Source organism: Phocaeicola sp. GP0067 (assembly GCF_031119655.1).
Classification (GTDB): domain Bacteria; phylum Bacteroidota; class Bacteroidia; order Bacteroidales; family Bacteroidaceae; genus Phocaeicola; species Phocaeicola vulgatus.
In genome coordinates, this window is sequence record NZ_JAVHZY010000019.1 from 1 (window position 1) to 25,334 (window position 25,334).

A 25,334-nucleotide genomic window follows, 5' to 3' on the forward strand; every position below is an offset into this window, starting at 1 on the left:
GCTCATAAACTCAGATGGGGCATGAAAGCTCAAAAAAAAAGTCGGCAGAAAGAAAAGGCCATCCCGGAAAGGGGTTTTAAAAAAAGGTCTTTAAATCTAGCTGAAGCATAAAATTAGAAGTTTAACAAACTAAGTAGCAGAAGTATATGCAAATCATTCAATTTGTTTTTTCGGTCATCATCGCTCTTTGTGCAGTGGCTATGTTTGTCGGAGCGGTAATAACGCCAAGTCCGATAAAGGTTGTGTCGGTTACGTTGTTGGCTCTTATTTGCCTATTCTCCTTGTTTCTCGTGAAATTGGCTTATTGTGAAATGAAATCTAAAAATGATATACTATGAAAGTGTCAGAACAATTTAAAAGTACCATCAAGGCATACCTTGATAATATGGCAGCGGTGGATAGTCTGTTTGCTCCAGTCTATCAAAAACCTACAAAGAATATAGATAATTGCATTACCTATATTTTAAACCAAGTGAAGAAAAGCGGTTGCTGTGGTTTTAGTGATGATGAAATTTTTGGTATGGCGTTGCACTATTATCAGGAAGATAATATTGAGGTGGGTAGCCCATTGAAATGTAATGTAGTCGTAAATCATCATGTTGAATTGTCAGAGGAAGAAAAGAAAGCGGCTCGTGAGGCTGCTATCAAAAAATTGCAGGAGGAAGAATTGGCAAAGTTGAAGAAGCGTCAACAAGCTAAACGTGAGAACAACACCGAAGTACAAACCCAGTTAACTCTTTTTTGATATGAAACCCAAGACAAAATTACAAATGGAAATCGTGAATGGGAGCAGGAAGTTAGCTCCCGTTTCAGAGGCTCAAAAGCGTTATGCCTATAAACATTGCTTTGTGCATTATTTCAAGCGTGATGCAAAGGGGAATTGCTTTTGTTTGGATTGTGGGCATACATGGCGGGATAAGGAAGATAAGAAAAACTGTAAATGTCCTCATTGCGGTATGAACCTGAAATTGGAGAATAGCAGGAAAAGGACGGCTGTATATAAAGAATATTTTTGTGTGATTACTACATACAAGCAATATCAAGTTATCCGTTTTTTTATGGTGGACTGCCGGCTGAAAAAAGGGTCTCCGGCTAATTACTTTATAATTGAGGCGGTACAGTGTTGGATGAATAAAGAGGGCAAGACAGAAACGCTGTCTTTGCTGCGGGGCATGTCTATATTTTATTACGATGCATGGATATATGGAAGTTCTTTGGAATTGCGTAAGCGGAATGTGCATCATGACCGTATTTATGATATTTGCCCGGCAGTTATCTATCCGAGAATGAAAGTGATACCCGAACTTACGAGGAATGGATTTAAGGGTGCCTTTTATGATATTTGTCCGAGTTCCTTCTTTATGACATTATTAACTGATAATCGGATGGAGATATTATATAAGGCAGGGCAAATGAATTTGTTCTTGAGATTTTTAGAGAGAAAATACGGTATAGATAAGTATTGGACGTATGTAAAAATCTGTTTAAGACATGACTATGTGATACATGATGCGGACTTGTGGCTGGACTATGTGGATATGCTGATAGAAAATAAATTGGATGCGAGAAATCCTCATTATTTGTGTCCGTTGAATGTAGAAGAAGCGCATGATTGGGTGATGGGGAAATGTAAGAAAAAATATTCTGAAAAGGATGAAAAAGACTATATTGCTGCCAAATCACGTTTCTTTAATCTTTCGTTTGCGGATGGAAATATTATGGTTCGGGTATTGGAAAGCCTTTCGGACTTTTACAAAGAGGGAAAGTTGCTGCATCATTGTGTATTCAGCAACGCCTATTATAAGAGAGAAGATTCGTTGATAATGTCGGCAACGGTGGATGGAAGGCGCATGGAAACGGTGGAGTTTTCACTTAGCAGGATGGAGGTGTGCCAGTGTCGTGGAAAGTCTAACCAATTATCAGCCTATCATGACCGGATTCTGAATTTGGTACGGGATAATATACCGTTGATAAGGGAAAGGATGGTAGTGTAATGAATAGCCCACACATCTAAATGTGTGGGAGTTCTTTTTTGGAAGACGCCCAAAAAAGAACCCCAAAAAACGTTGTCGCTACACATCGTTACGCTCGGATTATTTGCTTGTCGGCTTTAGTTTGCCGATACATTTTTCCATGTCGGGGGACAATAGGAAAGAAGCCGTCTTTTTCTGCTGCACCCCTGAGTGTGGCTGGACGATGGCATACCTGCATTTTAATATCTTGCCGATAACTTCCGTACTGTCACGGTGCAGGTACATGGCTTTCATGGCATCCGTTGCTTTCAGGCTTTTTTCGGCTTCCATATAGGCGGAAAAGGACGGTTTGAATAAGGCACGGGGACTTTCCGCTTTCTGTATGACAGCGGATAATTGTGCGCTTTTGTTGTTCAGGTAGCACAGGCTGTCCGATACGGTGACGTCTTCTGTTTCCAACACTTCCAGTAGTTCGAACTTTAAATCCGTCCAGGTGCCGTGAGAATCTGTCTGAACCCATTCCGCAATGGCCTTCTCATAGCCGGGTTTGCTGCATGAGGAAAAGGCAATGAGCAGCATACAAAAAAATAAATGCTTGATATTCATATTGATCTGATTTTATAGGTTGTCGTATTATGTGATGGAGCAAATCTATGAGGTTACTGGCCGTCCTCCGTGGAGGAACAGATGCCACACGAGATTTTCAGATCATCGTTCCAATCCTTGTTTTCCGAAAGTTCGACGTTCTTCAGTTTCCGTACCTTGTTGCGGAGTTCATCGTTACTCAGGCTCTCGACATCAGTCGTATCGCCATGAAAGTAACGATGCAGCCATAGAGTGTACTTGTGCCCTTGTTTGTCGTTGTCAAAGATGCTCCGGAGCTCCTTTACCTGGTTCTTGTCAAGAATCAGGCGTAATAGCCTCATTTGTCCTTCCGTGAATGTCCCTTCCGTAGATACATATACAAGATTGAGGTCGTTTCCGGAATGGCGTAATTGATAGTGGGAGATACAGTCTATAAATGACTCCCCAATGTAGAGAATGTCTATCGGGCGGCTTTTGTCATGGTTGCTGGTCGCCAGACAGTCGAACTTGCCACCGATAATCCCTTTGAATGTTTCATTTCGTTGAGAAATGGCTTGCACACCGTTTTCATTGTACATCTTGATGCACACGTTGCGGTAAACACTCCCTTTGTTCTTTACCTCACGGATAAAGAAAGTGTCTTTGAAGAACCGGCTTTCAATGCTTTCTTTCAGGATACCTCTTTTCTGGAGATAATTGCCCTTGTAGGGTTGTAGCTGGCTCAAGTAGAATTGAAGTTCGTCCGCTCTCATGCTTGTGTTACCTACTTCATACCGGCTTTTTTCGGGTGTCGTGATGCGGTTGGTGTTGATGTAGTTCTGAAGGATCTCCCCCACCTCGCGCAAGGACGGCATTTTTCCGGTTGTTTCAAATAGATGTTCCTGCATCAGATCCATGATACTGCGGCCACGCACGCTGTCACTATGCACGTCCCAATAGGTGTATTGGTTCTGCGAGTTCCGCTTGATGACGATGGTATGCGTTCCGTTGCTCATTTTGGGACAGGAGTTGGAAGAGCCTTCCACGATTTTCCATCCTAGTTCCAGCAGGAAATCGGGCAGAGAAATGGTTGTTTTTATCTGATTGAAATCGACTTTCATAACGTTGACTGGATTAGTTGAATCTCATTTTATCTGAGCTTAGATTATAAATGAGAAAGATTATCTTTCATAAAGATAAGAAATATCATCTAAATATGGAAGAGAAAGTATATGTTTTTTGATTCGTCTGCATTTTTATTTCAAGGTACTGTAAACCAAATCAACAGTAGTGTCTATACCGGGAACGGCCTCCAACTGTTTGCTCTGGTTGAATACGCTTTCCCCGTCTTTTTTTATCTGCATGGTGATGATAGCACTCTCTTTTGAATAGAGAATGCCTTGCACGGTAATTTGGCTGACAGGCTTTTCCGTGCTGTATTCCGCTTTATCGGTGAAACTCTCATCTACGGAAGCTGCGGAGGTACCGGTGCGTTCGTTCCTGAATCTCACGCCGTCAAGATTATATATATGCACACTGCCTTTGGGTGAGGAACCGGTTACGGCTACGGTGATGTGATACATGCCGGCTTTGTCTGTTTCCGATTGGATTTCCTCTTTGTTGCATGAAGCGGCCAATAAGCAGGCTGCCGCTAATAATGAATGAATTTTTCTCATGGTAGGATTCTTTTGTTGAATGTTATCGGATGATTTTTTGTTCTGTCTTGTGTGTCCCGGTTGGCGGAACTGCTGACTTTTCTTTTAATTTGTCCTCTATCTTTTTGAGGATGGCGTTGACATCTTCAATGATTTTGATGTAGTTCTGCTGGATAATCTCTTCCAGGATTTCCAGTTCCATCTCTTCTTTGCCGTTGCCCAGTTTGACCGGTAAGGAGAAACGGGGTATCTCCTTCTCTTCAAAACGGCACATATCCATCTGCACGCTGAAGAATGGCGGCTTGCCTCCGGCAATCTTGCCAATGAAGTGTCCGGCTGCTTGTCCGGCAATGTCCCTTGCCTTTAAGACTTTTTCTTTTTGCAGGCTCTCCGTGACACTGTTATTGCCACCGGCTTGGTGTGAATAAGATTCTTGCGCTTCTTTCTTCTCCCCAAGCAAGTTCTCGATGTCTTTGGCGGTCTTCTCATTTCCGGTCATACCGTAAGCCTGCGTTCCGCAGGAGGCTTTCAGGATGTTGGCACTTTTCTCTCCATAGTCCCTGACCGCTTGGTTGAAGTCCTGAACGGCGAGAATGGTAGCGACATTGTGCTTCCGGGCGGTTCCGATGAAAGTGTCAATGCCTTGCAACAGGATGGTCGGAAATTCATCTACCATGAATATGCTGGTCGCTTTGCCGGGATTGTTCATCTGTGACATCAAGACGCTGCCGATGCAGGAAATAGCAGGGGAAACGGCTTCCTTGATGGTGGGCGCATTGCCTACGCATAACAGCGTTGGGTGTTCCTTGTTGGTTATATCCAAAGAGAACTCTTCTTCGGGAAGTGGCGACAACACCCAGAAGATGTATTTGTTGTTCAGGAGTACCAACGGAGTCTGTGCGGATGATACGGCTCCGGCTGTCTGCTGTTGTGCACCCAGTTTCCAGGCGGTCAGCATGGAGGACATGTTCAATGCGATTTCAGGATCTTCCGACAGCCAGTGGAATACTAGGTTGCTGTCAGAAAGGGCAAGGGCTATCACATGGGGCAGCGTACAGATACCAAGCTTCCTTTCCTTGAAACATTTATAGGCGATTGAATAGACGTAGTTGATGGCATTGTTGGCCCAAAAGTCGGTCTTTTCCTTCCAGCTTGCTTCCAGATTCTTCATCAGTGTCATGATGATATTGCGGATGAATAGCGATTCGTTTCCCTTTGACATGTATTGCGGAGAAAGTACGTTCACCCTGACCGTGCGTGACATATCCACAAAGTTGATATAGGCGAAACGGGGTGTTTCCATCCCCTTGTTCCGGAAATGTTCGATGCTTCCGTATGCGATACGTGAGAGGATGGGTGACTTGTCCTTGGTGGGATCACCCTCCCAATCGTACACGAATCCGGCATAGTTGCGCTCGGCGCACTGGTAGATGATTCCCTTGATCCAGCTCTCTGATTTACCGCTTCCCGGACCGCCGTCGATATAGACATTCTGCTGCGGCTTATGGATGACCAGCGGCCCGGAGGCGGTTTCAAAGCGGAAGTAGAAAGCCGATTCTTCCCGGCTTAACCCGAAAATGCTATCATCGGATTGGGCATGACGCCGGATGAAATAAGGCAGAGTCTTGATGACAAGCAGCGTGTACGCTACGAATAGAATGGGAAATACAAATAGGTTATACCACGCTGATAACCGGCTGAATCCGACAACCAGCATGGATGCCGTAACCAGTGTCATACTGGTGTAAACCCATTTCTTGTTTTCGTCTTTCACTTTGCCAACCGGAAAGAGAAAAGCGAGGCCTCCGATCAGGATAACGTAGAGAAACCGGAATAGGATATCCTTCTCCATCAGCCTTTCCCACATGGCCGGATTACGTAGTGGAGCGTATAATCCCGTAACGATAGCCCACTGAAACAGTACGGCTGTCCCGATGAGCGTGGATAGCAGGATCAGGATGAATGACAGGTCTTTCTTCTCTCTTTCCATGGCCGTTGCTGTTATTGGGGTTGTCCGGATGCCGTTCCGTCACCGCTCTCTTTTTTCTCTGCCTTTCCCAGTAACTCAATGCGTGAGACGGTCAGGCTGACGGATGGGATGTGGCTACCGTCATCCTTCTGGAATACATCGGCATACACATCGCCGCAGACATATACCTGTGTCCCTTTTTTCAGATACTCAAAGACTTTACTCTCGTAATTCACGAAACAGCATACCCATAGGGTCTGTTCCTCGTTGTTCACGTTCTTGTACTTGGTGGATACATGGAAGTTGAATCCTTTTCCGTTCTTGTTCTGCCGGGCATCCGCACCGACATAACCGATAATTTGTCCTGTAAACATAATGATGGTTTTTAAAAGTTTATAATCCGAGCTGTGGCTCATTCATATTTTTCATGGCTGGCTCCGCTTCCATGGAAGGCAGCGAAATGCCGAAAGTGCTGTGTAGCGTTTCAAGGTTGTCGGCTGTAGGATGGTTTGCCGCAACACTTTCCAATAACCGTGATGAAGGGGTAAAACCTTCGTTTTTCATCTGCTCCAATACCGGACGGTTGTCTTGCAGGACGGCCTGCGTGAACCGTTCCTCCGGTGTGAGGTACTGTTCCATCCGTGCGGTATGTTCCTGAATCATATTGCTGGCTTTTCCTACATCGGCAAGGATGTTGTAGATGAATTTGGGATCTTCTTTCAAGGCTCCCAGCCAGTTTTTTAGATACATGGCATTTTCTTCCCGGATATGGGTGGATATTCCCAGGCTTTGCCCGACGGTAGCGGAGGTGAGTTCGGCAACCAGTTCCTCTTTGGCATATTGCTTGTCTCCGAAAATCACGCCTTTTTCCCGGTTCAGATGCTCAGGTTCTCCAGTCGAGTGCGCCATCTCATGCAGTAGTGTGGAGTAGAAATTCTCTCCGTCCTTAAACTGCCCCTTCAGGGGTACGACGATATGGTTATCTTCTCCCCTTGCATGGTAAGCACTATTTCCTTCCTTGGAATAAATGGGGCAGATCCATTGCTGTTCCCGTACCATCGCATCAATCAGAGGCACGGTGAGCATCCCTTGCTCGTCCTTGATGGCCGGTATCTTGAATTGCTCCTTCAATGCTTCCCATTTCTCCGGTTTCGTTTCCTGAAGATTGGTCTGCTGTACGTTGAACACATTGTATGTCTTCAGAAACGGCGTGACCTTATATTCCTGCTGCTCGTTTTTATCCAGGTTCTTATATACGTCGAAAGGTATTTTCTTTCCGTTCTTGTCTCTTACTGAGAAATTCCAGTAAATGACTGGGAATGACTTTTCTCCTTTCAGTATGTTAAGGCCGTTGTCTTTGGCTTGCATGAAGGTCATATAGACCGGCAGGCTGTACTGCTCTTTTTCCGAAAGTAGAAACAACATGAAGGAATTTACTCCGTTGTAGGTTCTTCCCTCGATATTTTGCGGAAGTCCCCCACCCTTTATCCCGAACCAAGGCTTTTGCCAGTTGTCTTCCACCTGCTTTATCTTTTCGATCATCAGTTCGGCGAAACGCTGTAATGCTTTATCACTTGCTGTATCCATGATTTATTGGTATAGATTTCTGTTCTCGTAATCAAGCAGCCATTCTCTGGCCGTTTGGTTGTTTGTCTCTTGCTGCTTGGCAGCCATCTCTTCTTGATAGGCTTGTGCAAGCTCTTCCTGTGCAAGTAGAAACTCTAAGTCACTGATTTCTCCTGCAATGTTTTTCTGTACTAATTCATCGTAATCCATAATTCCTGATTTTTTAGGTTATAAGTCATTGAAAGCCCGGTTGATGGTGCTGGCTATCGGACGGGCCATTTCCTTGCTGTTGTCGGGTTTGGGTGTGCTGGCCAGTTTGACATCTCCCAGTGTCTTTGTGCTGCCTTCCATCCCGAAAATCTTTTGTACGGCTATCAGTGTGTTGGCTTGCACACCCGTTTCACGCATCCGGGTAAGGTCTTCTTGAGTGAGCCGGTACCCTTCTTTCTGTATCTCTTGGATGACATGAAAGTTGTCGGTCTGTGCGGCATCCAACAGACGTGCGGCCTGCCTTTCATGTTCGCCCTGTTCTTCCGGCTTGGTGCCGAACAGCTGGATGACTTCATGGGTTTGCCTTTCATCCAGACCGTGTTCCTTACCGATTCCTTTGATAAACTCTTCACTGGGTTTATATCCTTCCTCTTTGAGCTTCCCGATTTTTTCAAAGTCATGTTTGCCCACCGCTTCCTTAAACTCGGCTTCCATATTGCGCCCCTCTTCGTGTTTTTGCTCTTTTGCAGCTTCTATGTTGGCCGCATGGGCTTCCAGTTTGGGGGTCATGGCCTTGATCAGCTCTTGTGCCTTGCCGGGAGTGATACTCTGTATGTTCTGTATCATGACTCCTTTCCTGTCATCCGTCAGTTGGATGTCGGCAATGAAGTAGCCTTCCGGACTGTGCAGCAGCTTGTTCTCCAGTGCATGGCCGTTGGCGAGCAGGTATTTGTCGGCTTTGGTTAACTTGTAGCCGCCATATTCGCTGGTCTGCCCGATGATGTCGGGAATCTTGATTTCCTGGTTGGTGCGCAGGATGACGGAGTTCAGATCCCGGTCAACTTGCAGCAGGATGTCCTTCTTATTTACGGTGATGGGTACGATGTCACCGGCAAGCAGCTGTTCTTTCTCTTTCTTGCCCAACTTCTTTCCCAGCACCTTGTCCGGGATAACCAACGCCTCTTTGCGGTAGAATACGGAGATTCCGTCATCGTTGAAACGGAGCTTCCCCGGTTTGCCGTGTATCTCCATCAAATCAGACATGACACCCTTTTCCAGCTTGGTGCCTTTCCCGTCGAGGATGTTCCCTTGCTTGTAGGCGTATTCATAGAGCGACTGTCCGGTGTAGCATACCTTCAGGCGATGGTCGATGACGGTAAAGCCGTCCTTGTCATGTCCCTTCAGGTTCTCCCACCGCTTGATGCTGATGCCATCCTTCTCCAGCTCGGCGACATATTTAGGATCATTGGCACGTTCCTTGTCAAAAAGGGCGGATACACGTTCTTTTGATTGGTCACGAAGGCTTTCATCGTACTTTGCTCCGGCTTTTTCCCTGATTTCGCTTACGCTCATGCTCAGCTCTTCCCCGTCTTTGCGGAACCGGAAATATCCGTCCCGGTATTCGGTCTGATAGCCCAGTGATTCGGCGATGCCGCCGAACTGTCCCACGTTGTCGAACATATAGGTGTCTAATGCTTCTCTCAGTTTCATGGCTGTGGCTTGTATAAGGGTTCTGCGGAAAGGATGTATTCGTTCAACACGGCCAGCTTGATGTGCCGCCCGCCGTTTCGCTCGTAAATCTCGATCTCGAATACCTTATCATCGGGTATCGTGAATTTGTCGAAACCAAGTATCAGCCGGTTCCGGCTCTTGCCCTTGATTTTCGTATCAAAATCTTTCTGATAGATAGGTTCGATGGTCGTTTCTTGCTGGATGGCGTTCTTGCTCTTCTTTTGGTCACGCTGGAAACATTTGACAAACTCGATGTCGTAGTCGATGTATGATTTGTTTTTCAGGTCAAAGATGAAAAACATGAAGTCCTCATGCACATACAGATTGGCCATTGACAACTCAAACTTGTTCTCGATGACCCCCAGGCTGTAGATGTTGCGCTTCTTGGTGCGCAGCTCTTGGATGCATCTTTCCATTTCCTCGCTGTTCACATCCACATGGGCGGTATATTTGCGCTGGTCATCAAAATTGTAGGTGAATACGGAGGTATTGCCCCGTTTGATGGTGATGTGGTAAGTGTTCATGGCCTTATCCACCACAAACAGGTTGGAATATGCCACGGCATCTTTGGCGGTTGATACTTTCAACTGGTTGTTGTAGGCGGCCAGAGTGAAGGACACCTCGTTGCCGGGCGTTCCGTAAGCGATGTCCTCCGGAAAGAAGAACTCGGCCAGATGGAGGTCGCTGACTTCTGCCTGATAGTCATGGTGCTGCCATTTCCCGTTGTCCTCGTAAATGTTCGGGTACGAATCCGTGCCGCCTTCGGGAAGGTAGCGGATGTGATAGGTGTAAACGCTTCCGTCGATGCAGACTACGGTCAGGTTGGTCTCTTCGGTGAATCCTTCCGCTTGCGCCGAGAGCCTGACGATATGGGGCGCCTCTTCTACCCGGCTGGCCATGACAAGCTCCTGTTCGCCGATGGCGATATCAGATACTTGCACAGGAAATACCAGGTGTTTCACACAGTCGAAAGAGATAAAGATGTCTTTTTGGCTGATGGCTTGTTTCCGGGGAGTGCCGTTTTCCTGAGCGAAGAGCGGCAGACTGCACACAAAGCAGTAAAACAGTAGATAAATATATTTCTTCATGTTGTCGATATGTTAAACGGTTCTTGAAAAAAAGGCGGTGAATACGGTAATGCCCCATAGAAGAAGCAGGGTAATGCCGAAAGAAACGGTCAGCGGACGGATTTCTTTAAAGGCTCGTCCGTTCCGGCGTGATACGTAGATCCGATAGCCGAAAAAGACCGCTGACAGCGCAAGCAGGTAATTGAGAATGTCTATCATAATTTGTCTATCAATGTTTGAAGGGGATGATTTTTCTTGTTCGTTTTCTCTTGTTCCATTTGCTCATAGAGCTTCTGTAACTCCGCTTGCACGGCTTGCCTACGCAACTTCGATTCCTGACTCTCTTCTTGGATATACATTTCGTAGTTGGACTTGAGATGTACCTTCACTTGTGAGAGGCTCATGTTCAAGATTTGCTTGGCTACCTGGGTGGTGGCGTTGACTACGCTGGTCACTTCGCTGGCCATCGTGCCGATGGAAGAGAGCGGCATGTCAATGTTCTGTACAAGACCTTGTTCCATACGCTTGGCTGCACTGGCTTTCAGGTTATTGGGCAGGTTCAAACCTTCCATGGCATCATTGTCGAAGACAACCACCGATACGGGATTGAGGTTGTCTCCTACCTTCAGGTTGCTGACTACCACATCGAGGCGGTTGGCTCCCAAAGTGGCGATACCGTAAAACAGCGTGTTGGCCGGTATCTTCATGCCGGATAGGGTTACGTCCTGAAGCAACCGCATCCGTACCGTACTGCCCGTGACTACGGTCTGGTCGCCGTGGATGCAAGCCCTGAAGAGGTTGCTGTTTCCCGGTGCGGAGGTCGGTTGGCGGCGTACCCGCTTGCCGTTTTCGGCATGGTAGATCGGGCCTTTTTGCATCAGGCTGTCGGCGGATGGATGGCCGGAAGGGTTGGCAGCGGCTTTCTCCGTTTTTCCCTCTTGGTCATAATTGACAATCCGTTCATACATGCGCTTGCGGTATTTGTCGGATTCTTCCAGTTCCTTGCGGATGCGTGAGTTCTTCTTGGCTTCCCGGATAATCTCGTTGAGCGCCTGCTCGTCCTCCAGTCCGTCCAGTTGGCTTTCCAGCTGATGAGAGAAGCGTCCGTTCCGGCCACCTCCGTATTCTGCCATGACTTCGCTGTACGGATCGTTCTGCATACGGCGGATGCGCTCCAGTGTGGCACGGTCATACCGCTCCTGCTGGTTTTGCAGCTCGAAGTAAAAATCAGATCCTTTGACCTGAGACTCTTTCAGGATGCGTGCCTTCTCCTGCTCTTCCAGTTTGTCCTGCTTATAGGCTTCCATCTTGTCGTTCACCTTGTCGGCCATTTCCGACTGTGGTTCCAAAAAGGCTTGCGAGGCGGCCTGTCTGTCACTCCCTGACGGCACGTTCCCGTCCTCACGGATGAAGAATACATAAAGGAAGAGGATGCCCAGGATTACCGGGATGGCCATCAACAGCTTGTTCTTGTCTTTGATAAGTTTATTCGGTTCCATGGTCGGTTGGTTTAGAGGTTTCTGACTGGTTTTCATTCTTGCCCGGAGAAGCTGCCTGCGATGTGTTGGTGCCGTTGCTTTCCACGGGTTCGGAATAGCGGACAATCCAATCTTCTATCTTGGCTCCGTGCGCATTTTCCTCGCTGCGGGACAGCATATCATAGATGGTGAACTCCGCTTCGATATTACGTGAGATGCTTCCCCGTGCCCGGTACCCGGTCTGCGTGAAGATTATCTTTCCGGAAACGGGTATCGTTTGTGTGTTAATCTCTACATCCTTGATGCGTACCCCGTAACGGATATTCTTTTGTATGAGTGAGTTCAGCATATTCACATCGTTGTACTCGTTCAACAGCTCCTTCCCCTTGTTGCCTATGAGGTTGAGCGCAAGCGAAATGTTCTTCTCGTAGCTGCTCTCGTCAAAGGCATACCAGTGGGTTACGAAGGTCTTTACATGGTTCATGTATTCGTATTGCCGCATATCGCTGGCAGACAGGCTGCTTGCCTCATAGACTTCTCCCTGCCTGTCGATGACGAGAGCCTGGCCGTATGCTTTTTCTATTTTGTTGATAAGGAAGATGATACTGCTGGCAAAAGCGATAGTCAGAATGATGCAGTACCCGGCTGAAAGCCGGATAGTCAGCTTGACCGCATCATCTGCTCCTTTGAATTTCATCAGATTCATAGTTCTATTTTTTATTGTTGTCGTTTATGAAACTTGCCCCGATAGAGGCGGCACCGCCTACGTTGGTCAGCTTGCCGCCTGCCGCTGCGCCTCCCATCAGGGCGATGGTGGCCGCCGTGGTGACGATTGACACGGTTTTCGAAATGATTTTCCCGGCATCGCTGTGTCCTACGATTTTGGAGGATAGCCAGAAACAGCTGCAATAAGCACCAATCAGGGCGAGATCCATTCCTAAATATTGTATCTGCTGCGTAGCTGCGTCCACCATGTCGGCACTTTCCGTATAGATGGCCTTGAAGGTCTGCCATATGATTTGGTTCAGAATATTGATGACGGTGAATACCATACAGGCGGAGCAGAGCGTACCGAACCAGATACTCAACTGTTTCTGAAAGACCGGCAACATGCTTACGGCAAAGACAAACGGGCCGAGAATGACCAGTAGCTTGACAATGACCACGCCGATACCCAAGATGACTACTTGTATGATTCCTACCAATAGGGCGGAAATGCCATGAAGCACAAGGGTGGCGAGGTTGGCGGGGTTGAGCAGCTGCACAATCTTCTCCACGCTGGAGCGTACACCGGTCATTTCGTCCTCTTCCATCTTTTTATCCAGTTCGTGCTGCATGGCGCCGGTGCTGTCTTCTCCGGCTGCTACCTCCGACTGGAGGCTGTGTTTGTCGTATTCGGCAATCATCTCTCCTTGTTCGATGGCTGATTGTGCCATGAACTGGGCAAATTCCTGCGCACGCTCGGAGGTCAGCGAGGTGGCTTCGTTGATTACTTCCATCGTGCCTACGATGGTTTGGGCGATGGGGGTGTATATGCTTAGGCAGAAGAACAGTACCAGGCAACGGGCGATTTCCATCATGTCGGGAAATTTGTCCTCATTCGGGCTTAACAGCTGGCTGGCTCCGTGATAGAGATAGTTGTATGCTAGGTTGCAGATAAAGCAGATGACACCAACACCGAAGGCGATGACTGTCATTTGCGAAACGAGTTCCATCGTCAGACCGTCCGTGATCTGAAGTCCCCAGAGAAAATTATCTTGATTCATAACGCTTTAATTGGTGTGTCGTGTGAAAGCGGCCAACCGTCCCTGGTAATAGGTCTTCCGGTTATGCCCCTTCATGGATTTGTAAATGACCGTGGAACGCACGGATTCGTTAAACTCACGCATCTCTTCGGCGGCTTTTTCCACCGATTCCTTCACCTGCTCGATAAAGGACATGCGCCCTTCCGAGTTCATCGAGAAGTAACTGGTCACGGTGGCCACCTTGAACAGCAGGTCGGTACTCAGGCTCAGATTGACGGTCACACGCTGAAAGTTGAGAAATTTCAGGCAGTGGTAATTCGATCCTACGTTCAGGTAAAAGCTGTAGTCGCTGCTCAGGCAGGCTACGTCGTCCAGCAGGTCGGCAAGCTCTTTCAATGATTTGAGTTCCTTCAACTGGTCGATCTTTTGCAGGCCGAGCCGCAGTTCCTGGGCATCGATCATTTCATTGATTTGTGTAACCCATTTCTTGACATTGGCGATCCATTCCGTTGAGTTCAGCAGGGTGTGGCCGGGATCATGCACGACGAACTGGGCATGAACACTGCCGGTTCCCATCAGCCCTATCGAGGCGGCAAGTCCGAGTATGAGAATGATTCTTTTCATGACGGTTATTTGTTGGTGATGAATAATAGGGTGAATATGACACATACCAGCCAGGCTGTCAGATAGCTCTTGGCATTTTCCTTTTTCGTGGCGAGTGCCCATACCACGAAAATGAGCGCAACGCCCAAAAGTGCGGCGGCAATGCTTCCGGCAAGATTGTATGCGCTGCCGTTGAAGTCGGTTGACCAGCCTAGAAGGGCGGTCAGCCCTTGGGTGGCGTCATCCATACTTTTTCCTCCTTTCCTCCAGATAGCGGTTGATGGCCGTATAGGTCGAGCCGCTTTCGTTGAACAACTGCTTCAGTCGTACTACTGTCGCCTGGCGCGAATCGAAGGCTACGGCGGCGAAGTCGGACACCTCGTTGCGGAAGATGAAGGCATCGTTCGACATCTTGATGAAAAACTCTCTCCAGCGTTCCGTGCGCTGCAACGACTCGATCATATAGGCCTCTTCGTCCGTGATGGAAAGCACGGCTTTCACTTCCGGCAGGTTCTGCCGGTGTTCTGAATGGTCGAGGATAATCTTGGTCGCGCAGTTGATGATGATGGAGTCCTTGATACTGGACGGCATGTTTTTCAAAAACAGGATGTTCTGTGCGGCCAGCGTGATGCTTCCCTCCTTTTTACGGAAGGTTCGGTACAGGTAGGCGATGAAGTCTCCGAATTTCTCGTCTTGCAGGAAGTCGAGTGCTTCGTCGATGATTAGCTCTTTGGCAAACCCCTGGCGTTTCTTGATTTTATCCACGATCATTTGCAGGGTGATGATGGCAACGAGTGGAAAGTACTCTTTCTTAGAGGCATCTTCCATATCGAAGGCTATCAGCCGGTCATGCACGATATCCACGTTCTCGGTAGCGTTCAGCAGGAATGACAGCTCTCCGTCCGTATAGGGTTCCAGTAAAAGCAACAGCTCCTCTATCTCGAATTTCTGTTTCTCAAACTCGGTCATCCGTTTGCTGAACACTTCCTTCAGATAAGCCCGGTAAGTTATCAGCGTCGGGAAGATACGCTCATGCTTCTCTCCTATTGAAGAATTGTTCACATAGTCGTAAAATCCGATGACGGATTTCCTGAGAATGGCGTTTTCGGCAGGCAGCATGGGTTCACGTACCTTCCAAATGTAGCTGATAATGGCGACGATGGTCTTTATCTGGTCATCGGCAGACTCGGCATCCGTGGTGTCGATGTACAGGTATTTGCCGTTCTTGTCACGGTCACACAAGAAGGGGTTGAACGCAAATTTCTTCTGCTCGGTAGAGTCGAAGTATTTGCCCCGGTTCAAGGCTATCATCGAGCGGTAAGAGCCGCCGATGTCAATGATCATCACATCCCGGCCCAGCTCATAGCTTTGCAGGATGTAATTGTTCAGCCAGAAAGATTTACCGGAACCGGACGGGCCGATAACGATGCGGTTCTTGTTGTTCAGCGCCGGATAATCCCAGAGGTTTATCTTGGCGGGAGTACCGAAACGGTCATGGTAGATATGCCCTTTCTCGTCCGAAAGGTACATCCCCTCTTTTTGCAGATAGCAGATGGCCTGCTTGGTCGTGTTGACGAAGCCCCGGTAATTGGCCCTGGCATTGCCGGGTATGTTGCAGAAGAACAGGTTGCACAGCTCGGCGTTCTCCACATAGCACGAACTTTGGTTCATAAAGCTGAAGCCTTGCTGTACCAGTGCGGTTTTCCGCATGAGCGAGGTGCGGTCTGTATCGTTCAGCACGACATTGAAGGCGGTATAGGCGGTCTGGTAGTCGAACTGGGTAATCTCATCGCAGAAGGCTGCCTGCTCGCGTTGCTTCTCTGCCGCCGGAGGGTAGAAGTTGGTGATGTAGTTCAGCGCGTCTTTCTCCGCACCGATGGCCGTTACGGTGGCATCTGGATCGGTTATCTCTATCACGATGTTTACGATGTGGTTGAACGGCAGGCCAAGTCCTACGGGGTACAGCATCGAGCATTTGCTCCGTATGCTGTCCGGTATCTCTATGTTTCCCCCGTATGCCTTCGACTTGCCGGTGTGCGGCACGGCCAGTTCCTGAAGATGCTCGCCTTCGTTGGTCAGCGAAAGGATGGAAACGTGCTGCTGCCCTATTTTCATGCTTCCGCTTTCACTGACAGCCATAGGGTTGACGCTCTTCTGCGTGGCATCGTTTTCCGGTGTCTCGTAAGAGAGGTTGACGTAGTCGTAGATGGCGTTGTTCAGTTCCGTATCATCCATCTTGCGTATCTCAAACTGCTGGATGGACGACAAACCGTTCTCAAAGTTCATCAGAAAGGCTTCCATTTCTGTCAGCCGTTGCTGATATTCCTTATAAGGTTGCTTGAACGGGTAGTGCAGCTTTCGCATCAGCGAGGTGCCCGATGCGCTTTTGCGTATCTTACCGTTTCGGCTGCCGTTCGTGAACGTCACATACAGGTTGGTGTAACTGTTCAGTATCTCCTTGCCGTTGAAATGACGGTTGTTCTCCGCTATCAGGGCATTGGAAGAGTATTCTGCATGATGGTATCGCCCCGTATAGTAGAAATTCTGCTGATGGATGACCGTGCCTGCCGGAAGCAGCTTCAAAAGAGCCTCCAACCGCTCATGGATGTATTGCGCCTCGCTTTCCGACAAGGTGAACACTTCGGGCAGAAGCAGCCGGTAGCCGACGGTGATGTCACCGTTCCCGTTGATGACGGCGTTCTCCGTGATGGTCTGGATAGGCAAGACACTTTCCAGATCCACGGATTTGTCCTTCACCTCTATCTCTGTCTGCCGGATATACAGCAGAGCAATCAGCAGGCACAGCGCACAGATTAGCAGGGATATGAGTATGATGATTCCTATCATGGTTGCTGTTTTAGGATGAATTTGAAAATCTGCCGTTTGTCCGTTATCTGCCGGGGGGTGGCGTTCTTGATCCGGAGGCCGGTCAGGTAGTCCGGGTTACCGGCCTTGTGTTCCTTTTTCAAGGTTTGGAACAGCAGACCGGATAGAAACAGAATGGCGGAAATGATTCCGATGATGAGTATCGGGTGCAGCTGCTTGAATATGCTCACGATGATGATGATGGCCGTCAGCAGCATGAAGATGGCGAACTGTCCCGATGACAGACCGAAGAACTTGATCGGCTTGTTGATTTTACGCATGGTTCTCATGGCTCTTCGTTTTTAGATAATCAGGAAGGCTACCATGATGACTACCACGGCGATGATCCAGCCGAGCAGGTATTCCTTGGCATGGGGATTGTTCGTGGCAAGCGAATAGATGACAAAGACCAGAGCGATGCCGAGTACCGCCGCCAAAATGTATTTGGCTACGTCCAGAATGGTGTCCGCACCCTCTTTGGCTTTGTCTGTCACTTCGGATAGGCTGTTAATCTTCAGGCCGCTTTGTGCCTCCGCCACTTGTGCCGTTCCCAACAGCGTGAAGAATATGAGAAAGGTGAAGATAACCTTTCCATAGCGGTTAATGACTTGGTTCGCTTTTTCTCTTACATTTTCGATTGCTTTCATTTTGTTCCTATTTTTTAATTAAACATGAATCGTTTTCAGTCTCTCCCATTGCACATCCTTATACTTGATGGATATGGGCTCTTCTTTCGGCTGTTCCGGCAGTGGTTTGCCTGAGTAGTAGTAGGCTCTTCCATGCAGGTACATATCGGCTATCTCGGCAGCCAATTCCTCTTCTTCCAGCTCAGGCTGAAATACCACGCAGATGACCGGACAGGCTCTCTCCTGCCCTTCCTTGCGCACCGCCTCCCTTATCGGCTTCTCTTTCTCCTTTCCGGAAGAAAGTGCTTTCTTCTTTTTCCGAAAGTAAAAGTGAAGCGTGACACAGGCGAGTATGGCAACCAGTATCAAATCCACTACGTTCATAAGAGTTGCCAGATAATGAGCCAAGTGACCAATGCCGTGATATAGGTGATGATGGCCTCTTTGGTGCGCTCGTGGTTGCTTATCAGCTTTTTAAGTACCGCTAGTCCGGCACATAGAAAGCCTACCCCTATCAGCATGGCGCCTATTTCACGGTATAAGGAGATCAGGCCGGATACATTTGTATCGGCTAACAATATGATAATAAGCATGGTGATATGATTTGTCGGTTAGTAGAGCAGTATCTTTATTCCTACGTTCCAGACAGTGTTCCACTTGTCAATGGATAGGGGATTCCAATGTTGTTGTATGCGGGCAAGCAATGCCGTTCGGGGCAGGATGAATACTTCCAGTTCCGTTTCCAGTTTCGGGCCGATGATGAAGTTGTATTCCTTATCGGGGTGGCGGACGTATTCTGTACCGATGAATCCTCCCAGGCCGATGCCCCAGTAAACGGATTTCAGGTTGCAGGCCAGGGTTCTGTAATAACCGCCGTCCACAAAAAAGTCCTTACCCTTGTCATGTATCGTTTCGGGAATCGTTTCTTCCGGGTTCAAGGTAGAGACTTGCGGTAGGTTGGCTGTATATTCGTAAGGTTTCTCAAAATAGCTAAACCCGGCTTTCCAATAGCTTGTCCGGTTGATGTATCTGGAAAAGGACAGGTTGTAATAGTTGCCTGCATTGCCGAACAGGTTAGTGCCGTAGTTCAATTCAAGTGCCGGGATGTTCTCATAATGGCGTTGCGCAAAAGCGCTTACGGTGCATAACAGCAGGCTAAGGCTGATAGCAGTCAGTCTGATGTGTTCCATGGGAATTACTCTTTAGGTTATTAATGTTATATATTTTTCTATTTGTCTCATACGGTGTTTCCAATTTACGCGGATTCCTGTCGGCAGAACCGAATCAAGGTGCTTATCGCGTTGTTTTCGCTCCAAACATATAGATTATATACGGGAGGACAAATTTTATGAAGGGCTTTTAAAGGGCCTTTCGTGTTTATTTAATGTGCATTAAAAAATACATGTGCCGTAAACCGGCAGGTGTGGAATAATTCTACAGAAAAAAGCCGGATAGGATTAGTTGTGTAAAACTGTCCTGCCCGGCTTATAGGGTTTGGTTTATATGCGCTTTCGGATGTTGCTCAATGCTTGTGGCGTGATGCCGATATAACTTGCTATGTCTTTTAAGGGTATTGAACGTAACAGCCATTTTTCATTGGCCAAAAGCGCTTTGTAACGCGCTTCGGCATCCAGTGTGTAAAACTCCTCTTCCCTTATTATTTTGCGGTTGATGGATCTTACCAAATGTATTCTGGCCAGCTTGTTGAAATTGATGGATAACTCATATAGCTGATGAAGATCTTTTTTGGGCAATCTCCAGATCTTGCATGGCTCCAATGCCTTGATATTGTAGTGGGCATGGTGTTCTTCATGTGAAAGGAAAAAATTGATGAACTCTTTGGCTTGGATAAACCGTGCTGAAATCTCTCTATTCTCTTTGTCCGGAAACCATAACCGGACGATGCCGGATTCCAGATAATAGAGGTAGCATACTTCCTCGCCCCTGGTGACGAGGTGTTCTCCCTTTTTGATATGGATAAGCTCGAAATGAACATCAAGATACGCCTTTTCTTCGTCTGTCATCCGCACGTGAAGATGGGCGCCCATTACCATGAGCGTCTCATCTATCAGGGTGGCAATTGTTTGAACCATTGAATTTGTTTTATGTTTATATAAGGGTACGGAAACGTACCCTCTAACATGGACGTGGCGTTCCAACAACAAAGGCACGCCCCGTACCAGTTTCATACTGGTACAGGCATGCGCCTGTTGTTGTTAATTCCTTAACGATAGATGCCACTCTTTTGTTAGACAGACGGACGTATGTAAAAAGCGGGCTGCCAATTTTCTGACAATCCGCTGCAAAGATACTATTTTATGGTTTTTGTTCCAACTTTTAGGGATTTAAGTTGACGGCAAGGTCTTCTGGACGAATGCCTACTACCTTTATATAGATATCCCGGTAGATGTTCTCCTTAATCTCCTTGTCCTCTTCAGAATAAAGCCATGCGGTAAATTCATGATAATATTCGCCGGTTCCCAATTTAAAGAAATCCTTATATTGATAATGTCTGCTCACGGGAATGCCTTTCTTGTTTAACAAGAAGCATGATTTAAGCGCATCGTGATATTGCGAGGTCAGTATCGCCTTTATCTTTTCGTCGAAATATTCCAATGTTTCCTGGTCAAAGAAAAACTGTACGGTGTAGGGCCACTTCTCCCCTTTTCCTTTGATGTACTGGTATTGGAATTTGGTTCTCTCCAGCTTTTTGTTGATACCGTTTAAGATGCTGGTCACCTTCTTCTTCCGGTCATGGTTGTCCTTTACCGTTACATCAAATTCCTTGGCAAGTTGGTCAACCGTAACGGTGAAATAAGGTGCTTGTCCTTGGTCAATCTTATACTTGATCAGGTAAATCATTTTCGCCAGGTTCAGATAAAACTTGCGGTAGCCTTTGCGGTTGGGCAGGTTACGGTAGTCTTTCAGTTCCAGCAGATTGTATTCGGTAAGCAAAGTATTCATCAGATCTTTGCTCAGATGCACGTTGTAATTCCGCTTGGTGCGCTTTTTCGTGCCGAAGTTATCCTTTATCTCAAAGCGGTCCAGTATTTGAATGAACTTATATTGCGTCTTGCCGTTCATGGCGTATGCTACACTGAGGTTGGATGTCCCTAAACGGTATAACGCCGCTTCAAAGGTGTTCTCTATCGGATGCTCTATCTTTTGGCCGTTCTGTTCGGTGATATATACCGGACGTTGGTTGCTGAACAGGAAATCAAGCTGCTTCTCGGTCAGTTTTCGTTGCAACTTGGTTCGTTCATACCCCATGACCTCACAAAAATCGTTGATGGAGAACCAGCAGTCGCCGAACAGATCTTTCATTTGTGAAGATGCCACGTAAATGATAATGTCAGACATGACAGTGCCGCCTGCATCAAATAGAACTTCCAATACTTTCGTGTTGGAAGACTCGCTGAGAGTCCTGGGGACTCTGCTCAACTCTTTTTGTGTATTACTTTCCTTCATAGGCGGACACTTGTTGTTTACTGATGCAAAGATACGTTTTTTTACGGAGATAGTGAATCTAACTCCCTATAAATGAAGATTCCAAAGCATTTTTTTCGTGCTGTTTCTTGATTTAGTTGTGTAAAAGTGTCCCGACTACGGCTGTTTCCGATCCCCCAGTTGTGTAAAAGTGTCCCGAATGGCCGGTTTAGTTGTGCAGAAGTGTCCCAGATTCCTGATTTAGTTGTGTAAAAGTGTCCCGAATGCAGATTCTAGTTGTGTAAAAGTATCCCGACTTTCCTGTTCAGTTGTGCAGAAGTGTCCCGAATAGTCGGTTAGTTGTGCAGAAGTGTCCCGGTTACGAGAAGATGCCAGTAAGTGCTAACTTGCAATAATATAGTTGATTATACGGAAAACCTCCCTTATTAGTTGTGTAAAAGTGTCCCACAAATACTTAAATCCCTAAAAACCTAAATAAAACGAAGAAATGATTTTGTTACCGTATTCTTACTTTCGGAAAAAATTTTGAGGTGGAAACAAGTAGAGGTTTGAATTCTTTAACATATTGTCCAGGATAATAGGCAAAGGGATTTTTCCGCAGTTGTGTAAAAGTGTCCCGGTTCAATGCCGGCCTTCACTAAAACGGTGTGCAAAAATAACGCCTGCCCGACGGATGCAGTCGAACAGGCGTATATATTTTTCCGAAAGTAGAATCAGATGCTCATATACTTCTTCAGTATCGCTTGAATCTCCTTGTTATGGCTGGTCAATATGTCTTCAAGAATGTTGTTTGCGATGTTGTGCATTCCTAATCCAGTGGCCATAGCAATCTGCTTCAGCTTTCTGTGGGTTTCGCTGGATATCCGGATTACTTCGGTGTTCTTTAATTTTCGCTCTTCCAGATATTCCGAGAATTTTTTTCCGCAGACTTTGCTTTCTTCTGTTTTTGGAGAAGACTGCACGGAAGGTTTGGATTCCGGCTTTTCCATTTGTTCCGGCTGAGGTTCTTGGACGGTTTCTTTGACTGGAGCCGATTCTTTCACCTCTTCATGGATGGGGTGCTCAATCGCAGGTTGGGGGATAGTGCTTTCCGCAACACTTCCGATCTGCTGGATTTCCTGCTCTTTCTTACTGGCGCTTTGCAGCAAGAGTTTTCTCATGGCGGCTGATGATGTCCTTTCTTTGTTGGTTGCCATAGCTTTATTCTCCTATATGGTTACAGATTAATTCCAATACCTCTTCACAGAAAGCATCACAGGGATGATGGTACGCTTTACTCAGCGTACTTAAATTGCGTTGATAGTCAACCCTTGAATCCTTGATGTAGTTTTGCATCAACTCGAAAGGCAAGGTTTTTTTATTTTTCAAAATTTCTTTGAACTCCAGCACATTCGGAAGAACACGGTTCATAACACCACGCACGGTAGTCTTTTTACCAATCTTTCGACGGCTTTCGATAATCCCTTCATAGATGTTATAGTAAAAGGTCAATGTAGGTCTTAAATCGGTCTGGTTCGGTTCGAAGGGAATGATGATCACGTCAACGAAGTGCAGCGTTTCAACTACACCGTTTTGTTTCAGGTTACCCGGAAAATCGACAAGTATAATGTCGTAATTGTCCTGAAGGAAATCCAGTTGGTTGATGAACTCTGAGGAAGAGATATTGATAACCTCATATTCTTCTTCCTTTTTCATGATTCCGTCCTCGGCTTCGTCCTCACGTAATTTTCCGATAGTGTTCTGCATGTCGTCGATATCCACCACGGCAATGGATAAGCCCCCCTCTTCGTTTGACTGCGAATGAATATAACCTGCAAACAAAGCTGTCAGCGTAGACTTCCCTACCCCGCCCTTGGGATTCTCAAAAGCTACGACTACTCCTGGTAATATTTGTCCCATAATGTACGTTTTTAAGTATGTGCGCAAATATATAAATAATAAATTAAATAATTGCATACTTTTATAATTAATTTATTATACACTTTTTTACTTAATTGTATAAGTAATTACATATATAAATATAAATATAAATATGTACATACTTAATCTTATAATTAAGTATGTATGTTCATACTTTGTAATAATATAATTAGTAATTATGTATTTTGTAACTAATGGCTTTCCGTTCGCCTGTTACAATGTGCGTAGTTACTTTGTAACAAAGTGAGCGGTTAATCTGGATTAAGAAATCAAGACTTTTGTCTGGTTTTGTTTCACAGCTGAGTATTATTGTATATCTTTGCTAATGCAAGGTATGTTTTTGTGGGTACAAAAAACCTTGCGACAGCCGAGCTGCCGACCAATGTTCGTTACACTCACATACTCTGTATATATGAAAGAGAATCGAGATATAAGTATAAAGATCCGCTTGACGGAAGCCGAGAAAGAACAGCTTCTTCAACGTTCAAAGGAAGAGGGAAAATCCCTTTCTTCCTTTATCAGAGAGTCTGCCTTGAAAGGCAGAAGCATATCGAAAACCGATGTGCAAATGATATATGAACTTCGTAAAATAGGAGCCAATATCAACCAGCTTGCCAAACATATCAATACGCTTCCGTCCGATGAAAATATATTGTATTCATTGGATCGGATTAACCAATACCTTTCGGATGTAGAAACCATTAACCGGAAATTGTTATGATAGCCGAGATACAACCTTCTTTCTCATCCCACCTGTCCATGAGCCGGAAAATTGAATACCAGCTTTCCAAGGTCAAGGAAGGAAACGGAAAAGTGCTTTACACCTCCACTGGTGACGAACTGGCCGCCATGCCAGCCTACATGAAACTTATCTCCCAGTTGAATGACCGGGTGAAACTACCTTATGCGGAATTTATTCTGAGCCTCTATCCGGGAGAAAGCCTTTCCGATGAACAGTGGCTTTCTCTTGCCGGGGAATATATCGAGAGGATGGGGTACGGAAAGTCCTGTTATGCCGTTGTCCTAAATACCGACAAGGCACACAGCCATGTGCATGTGCTGCTGACCACAATTGATGAAGAAGGCAAAAGCATTCCTTCCGGAAATAATTACAGCCGTTCCGAAAAGATCTCAAGGGAACTGGAGCAGAAGTACGGTCTGTTGCCTTTGGAAAGGGAAGGAGGCAAGAGAACCACGTTGGGAGAGGCGCAATACCGTAACTATTATTTCGATGCGGCCTTGAAGAAAGCCATGCGTAGTTATAATTACAAGGATAAGGTATCGGCTGTCCTGGAACAATCCGATACATACCGGTCTTTGAATAAACCCTTGCAAGAAATAAAATTGGCCAATGAAGAATGGCGTGTCCTATTGGGGGATGAAAGCTATGACAACCTTTTCGCATTGCTGGAAAAAGGAGGTTTTTTCAACCCCTTGTTCAAGGATGAACTGTTACAACAGCTTGACCGCATCTACTCTTTTTCCGAAAGTACATCCGATTTCCGAAGGAACCTGGAACAAGAAGGATTGTATATGCGTCTGGTCACCAAGAAGGACAAATCCTATTATGTCTATGGCATCAAGGATTCAGGCTTTTACCTGAAGGACGTTTCACTTCCTCAGAAATATCGTTTTGGTAATATTCGTTTTGATGGCCGGGGCATGAGCGCCGATGAACAGAAGCATTATCTCTATGACCATGTGTTTAAGGCATTGAACGCTTCTTTAGGCTATGAGGATTTTAAGAAAAGGTTGGCGGAAGAATCGATCCGTGTGACGGAACATGTAAACAGCAAAGGCGCATACGGGATTTCCTTTTATATGGAAAACGTGGAAAATGCTCATGTCTTTAAAGGTGCGGATCTTTCCCGTAAGCTCACTTATCAGAATATCCAGAAGCATTTCGATGGTGTGGCTGTCGGTCTCTCGCCACATATCGATAGGGTAGGGGAGTTCCGTGAGCGGGTGGATCGTGAGGCTTTCTATATGCAGGGTGGGGGAGTTATGGCCATTCCGGAACTTGACATTACCGGCAGCGGGAAGAAGTCGCAAGAGGATGATCTCATACCGTCCAAAAAGAAACGGAAACGCAAGAGTGGTCCCGATTTCTCATTATGATGAATACTAACTTAAT

29 protein-coding genes are annotated in these 25,334 nt (G+C 46.5%); 4 read left to right on the forward strand and 25 right to left on the reverse strand.

The features are described from left to right. Window positions 1-334: 334 nt before the first annotated feature. Together RE317_RS14060 and RE317_RS14065 are read left to right on the forward strand one after the other, a co-directional pair. Window positions 335-745, forward strand: a complete 411-nt coding sequence (locus RE317_RS14060) for a PcfK-like family protein (protein ID WP_005868911.1) — start codon at window positions 335-337, stop codon at window positions 743-745. 1 nt (window position 746) lies between these two features. Continuing rightward, window positions 747-1,994: a PcfJ domain-containing protein gene (locus tag RE317_RS14065; RefSeq protein WP_005868910.1), complete on the forward strand. Its 1,248-nt coding sequence runs from the start codon at window positions 747-749 to the stop codon at window positions 1,992-1,994. A gap of 99 nt (window positions 1,995-2,093) precedes the next feature. Here the strand turns inward: RE317_RS14065 and RE317_RS14070 are convergent, their stop codons facing one another. The 25 genes from RE317_RS14070 to RE317_RS14190 all read right to left on the reverse strand — a co-directional run bounded on the left by RE317_RS14070 (window position 2,094) and on the right by RE317_RS14190 (window position 23,179). Continuing rightward, window positions 2,094-2,579, reverse strand: a complete 486-nt coding sequence (locus RE317_RS14070) for a hypothetical protein (RefSeq protein WP_005868909.1) — start codon at window positions 2,577-2,579, stop codon at window positions 2,094-2,096. Between the two features lie 53 nt (window positions 2,580-2,632). Next, window positions 2,633-3,658, reverse strand: a complete 1,026-nt coding sequence (locus RE317_RS14075) for a toprim domain-containing protein (RefSeq protein ID WP_005868908.1) — start codon at window positions 3,656-3,658, stop codon at window positions 2,633-2,635. Between the two features lie 135 nt (window positions 3,659-3,793). After that, entirely contained in the window at window positions 3,794-4,213 is a 420-nt protein-coding gene (locus RE317_RS14080; RefSeq protein WP_005868906.1) for a hypothetical protein, read from the reverse strand. A gap of 22 nt (window positions 4,214-4,235) precedes the next feature. After that, window positions 4,236-6,182, reverse strand: a complete 1,947-nt coding sequence (locus RE317_RS14085; RefSeq protein WP_005868904.1) for a type IV secretory system conjugative DNA transfer family protein — start codon at window positions 6,180-6,182, stop codon at window positions 4,236-4,238. A gap of 11 nt (window positions 6,183-6,193) precedes the next feature. Beyond that, a complete protein-coding gene (locus RE317_RS14090) occupies window positions 6,194-6,577 on the reverse strand; it encodes a single-stranded DNA-binding protein (RefSeq protein ID WP_007564694.1) in 384 nt (127 codons plus the stop codon). Next, entirely contained in the window at window positions 6,555-7,748 is a 1,194-nt protein-coding gene (locus RE317_RS14095; RefSeq protein WP_005868899.1) for an ArdC family protein, read from the reverse strand. The genes RE317_RS14090 and RE317_RS14095 overlap by 23 nt, the downstream gene beginning before the upstream one ends. Window positions 7,749-7,751: 3 nt before the next feature. Beyond that, window positions 7,752-7,937, reverse strand: coding sequence for a hypothetical protein (locus RE317_RS14100; protein ID WP_005868897.1), 186 nt, complete (start codon window positions 7,935-7,937; stop codon window positions 7,752-7,754). An 18-nt stretch (window positions 7,938-7,955) separates the two neighbouring features. Next, on the reverse strand, window positions 7,956-9,428 hold the full coding sequence (locus tag RE317_RS14105) for a DUF3945 domain-containing protein (protein ID WP_005868895.1): 1,473 nt from the start codon (window positions 9,426-9,428) through the stop codon (window positions 7,956-7,958). Continuing rightward, window positions 9,425-10,537, reverse strand: a complete 1,113-nt coding sequence (locus RE317_RS14110; protein WP_005868893.1) for a DUF4138 domain-containing protein — start codon at window positions 10,535-10,537, stop codon at window positions 9,425-9,427. Before RE317_RS14110 ends, RE317_RS14105 begins: the two co-directional genes overlap by 4 nt. Before the next feature lie 12 nt (window positions 10,538-10,549). After that, complete coding sequence (locus RE317_RS14115) at window positions 10,550-10,735, reverse strand: hypothetical protein (RefSeq protein ID WP_007564699.1); 186 nt, start codon at window positions 10,733-10,735, stop codon at window positions 10,550-10,552. Further along, window positions 10,732-12,015: a conjugative transposon protein TraM gene (traM, locus tag RE317_RS14120; RefSeq protein ID WP_005868892.1), complete on the reverse strand. Its 1,284-nt coding sequence runs from the start codon at window positions 12,013-12,015 to the stop codon at window positions 10,732-10,734. Before traM ends, RE317_RS14115 begins: the two co-directional genes overlap by 4 nt. Then, complete coding sequence (locus tag RE317_RS14125; RefSeq protein ID WP_005868891.1) at window positions 12,002-12,700, reverse strand: hypothetical protein; 699 nt, start codon at window positions 12,698-12,700, stop codon at window positions 12,002-12,004. Before RE317_RS14125 ends, traM begins: the two co-directional genes overlap by 14 nt. 4 nt (window positions 12,701-12,704) lie before the next feature. Continuing rightward, the gene (locus RE317_RS14130; RefSeq protein WP_005868890.1) at window positions 12,705-13,760 is read right to left on the reverse strand and encodes a hypothetical protein; all 1,056 of its coding nucleotides are present in this window, start codon (window positions 13,758-13,760) and stop codon (window positions 12,705-12,707) included. Between the two features lie 6 nt (window positions 13,761-13,766). Next, a complete protein-coding gene (locus RE317_RS14135) occupies window positions 13,767-14,363 on the reverse strand; it encodes a hypothetical protein (protein ID WP_005868889.1) in 597 nt (198 codons plus the stop codon). 5 nt (window positions 14,364-14,368) lie between these two features. Beyond that, the gene (locus RE317_RS14140) at window positions 14,369-14,590 is read right to left on the reverse strand and encodes a hypothetical protein (protein WP_005868888.1); all 222 of its coding nucleotides are present in this window, start codon (window positions 14,588-14,590) and stop codon (window positions 14,369-14,371) included. Next, window positions 14,583-17,189, reverse strand: coding sequence for a TraG family conjugative transposon ATPase (locus tag RE317_RS14145; protein WP_005868887.1), 2,607 nt, complete (start codon window positions 17,187-17,189; stop codon window positions 14,583-14,585). The genes RE317_RS14140 and RE317_RS14145 overlap by 8 nt, the downstream gene beginning before the upstream one ends. Further along, window positions 17,186-17,497 carry a hypothetical protein gene (locus RE317_RS14150; protein ID WP_005868885.1) on the reverse strand — a complete coding sequence of 104 codons (312 nt, stop codon included), beginning with the start codon at window positions 17,495-17,497 and terminating at the stop codon, window positions 17,186-17,188. Before RE317_RS14150 ends, RE317_RS14145 begins: the two co-directional genes overlap by 4 nt. A 12-nt stretch (window positions 17,498-17,509) precedes the next feature. After that, window positions 17,510-17,854 carry a hypothetical protein gene (locus RE317_RS14155; protein WP_005868883.1) on the reverse strand — a complete coding sequence of 115 codons (345 nt, stop codon included), beginning with the start codon at window positions 17,852-17,854 and terminating at the stop codon, window positions 17,510-17,512. Between the two features lie 18 nt (window positions 17,855-17,872). Then, window positions 17,873-18,217: a hypothetical protein gene (locus tag RE317_RS14160; RefSeq protein ID WP_005868881.1), complete on the reverse strand. Its 345-nt coding sequence runs from the start codon at window positions 18,215-18,217 to the stop codon at window positions 17,873-17,875. Next, on the reverse strand, window positions 18,214-18,426 hold the full coding sequence (locus RE317_RS14165) for a hypothetical protein (RefSeq protein WP_005868879.1): 213 nt from the start codon (window positions 18,424-18,426) through the stop codon (window positions 18,214-18,216). Before RE317_RS14165 ends, RE317_RS14160 begins: the two co-directional genes overlap by 4 nt. Window positions 18,427-18,444: 18 nt before the next feature. After that, window positions 18,445-19,023, reverse strand: a complete 579-nt coding sequence (locus RE317_RS14170) for a conjugal transfer protein TraO (RefSeq protein ID WP_005868877.1) — start codon at window positions 19,021-19,023, stop codon at window positions 18,445-18,447. A gap of 309 nt (window positions 19,024-19,332) precedes the next feature. Continuing rightward, complete coding sequence (locus RE317_RS14175) at window positions 19,333-19,926, reverse strand: Crp/Fnr family transcriptional regulator (RefSeq protein WP_303266252.1); 594 nt, start codon at window positions 19,924-19,926, stop codon at window positions 19,333-19,335. 244 nt (window positions 19,927-20,170) lie between these two features. Further along, window positions 20,171-21,301, reverse strand: coding sequence for a hypothetical protein (locus RE317_RS14180; RefSeq protein WP_005868874.1), 1,131 nt, complete (start codon window positions 21,299-21,301; stop codon window positions 20,171-20,173). A 692-nt stretch (window positions 21,302-21,993) separates the two neighbouring features. Beyond that, on the reverse strand, window positions 21,994-22,476 hold the full coding sequence (locus RE317_RS14185) for a DUF3408 domain-containing protein (RefSeq protein WP_005868873.1): 483 nt from the start codon (window positions 22,474-22,476) through the stop codon (window positions 21,994-21,996). A gap of 4 nt (window positions 22,477-22,480) precedes the next feature. Continuing rightward, entirely contained in the window at window positions 22,481-23,179 is a 699-nt protein-coding gene (locus RE317_RS14190; RefSeq protein ID WP_005868872.1) for a ParA family protein, read from the reverse strand. A 403-nt stretch (window positions 23,180-23,582) separates the two neighbouring features. Between RE317_RS14190 and mobC the strand changes: the two genes are divergently transcribed. Together mobC and RE317_RS14200 are read left to right on the forward strand one after the other, a co-directional pair. Then, window positions 23,583-23,921, forward strand: coding sequence for a plasmid mobilization relaxosome protein MobC (gene mobC / locus RE317_RS14195; protein ID WP_008770294.1), 339 nt, complete (start codon window positions 23,583-23,585; stop codon window positions 23,919-23,921). After that, the gene (locus RE317_RS14200; RefSeq protein WP_005868870.1) at window positions 23,918-25,318 is read left to right on the forward strand and encodes a relaxase/mobilization nuclease domain-containing protein; all 1,401 of its coding nucleotides are present in this window, start codon (window positions 23,918-23,920) and stop codon (window positions 25,316-25,318) included. Before mobC ends, RE317_RS14200 begins: the two co-directional genes overlap by 4 nt. Window positions 25,319-25,334: the final 16 nt, after the last annotated feature.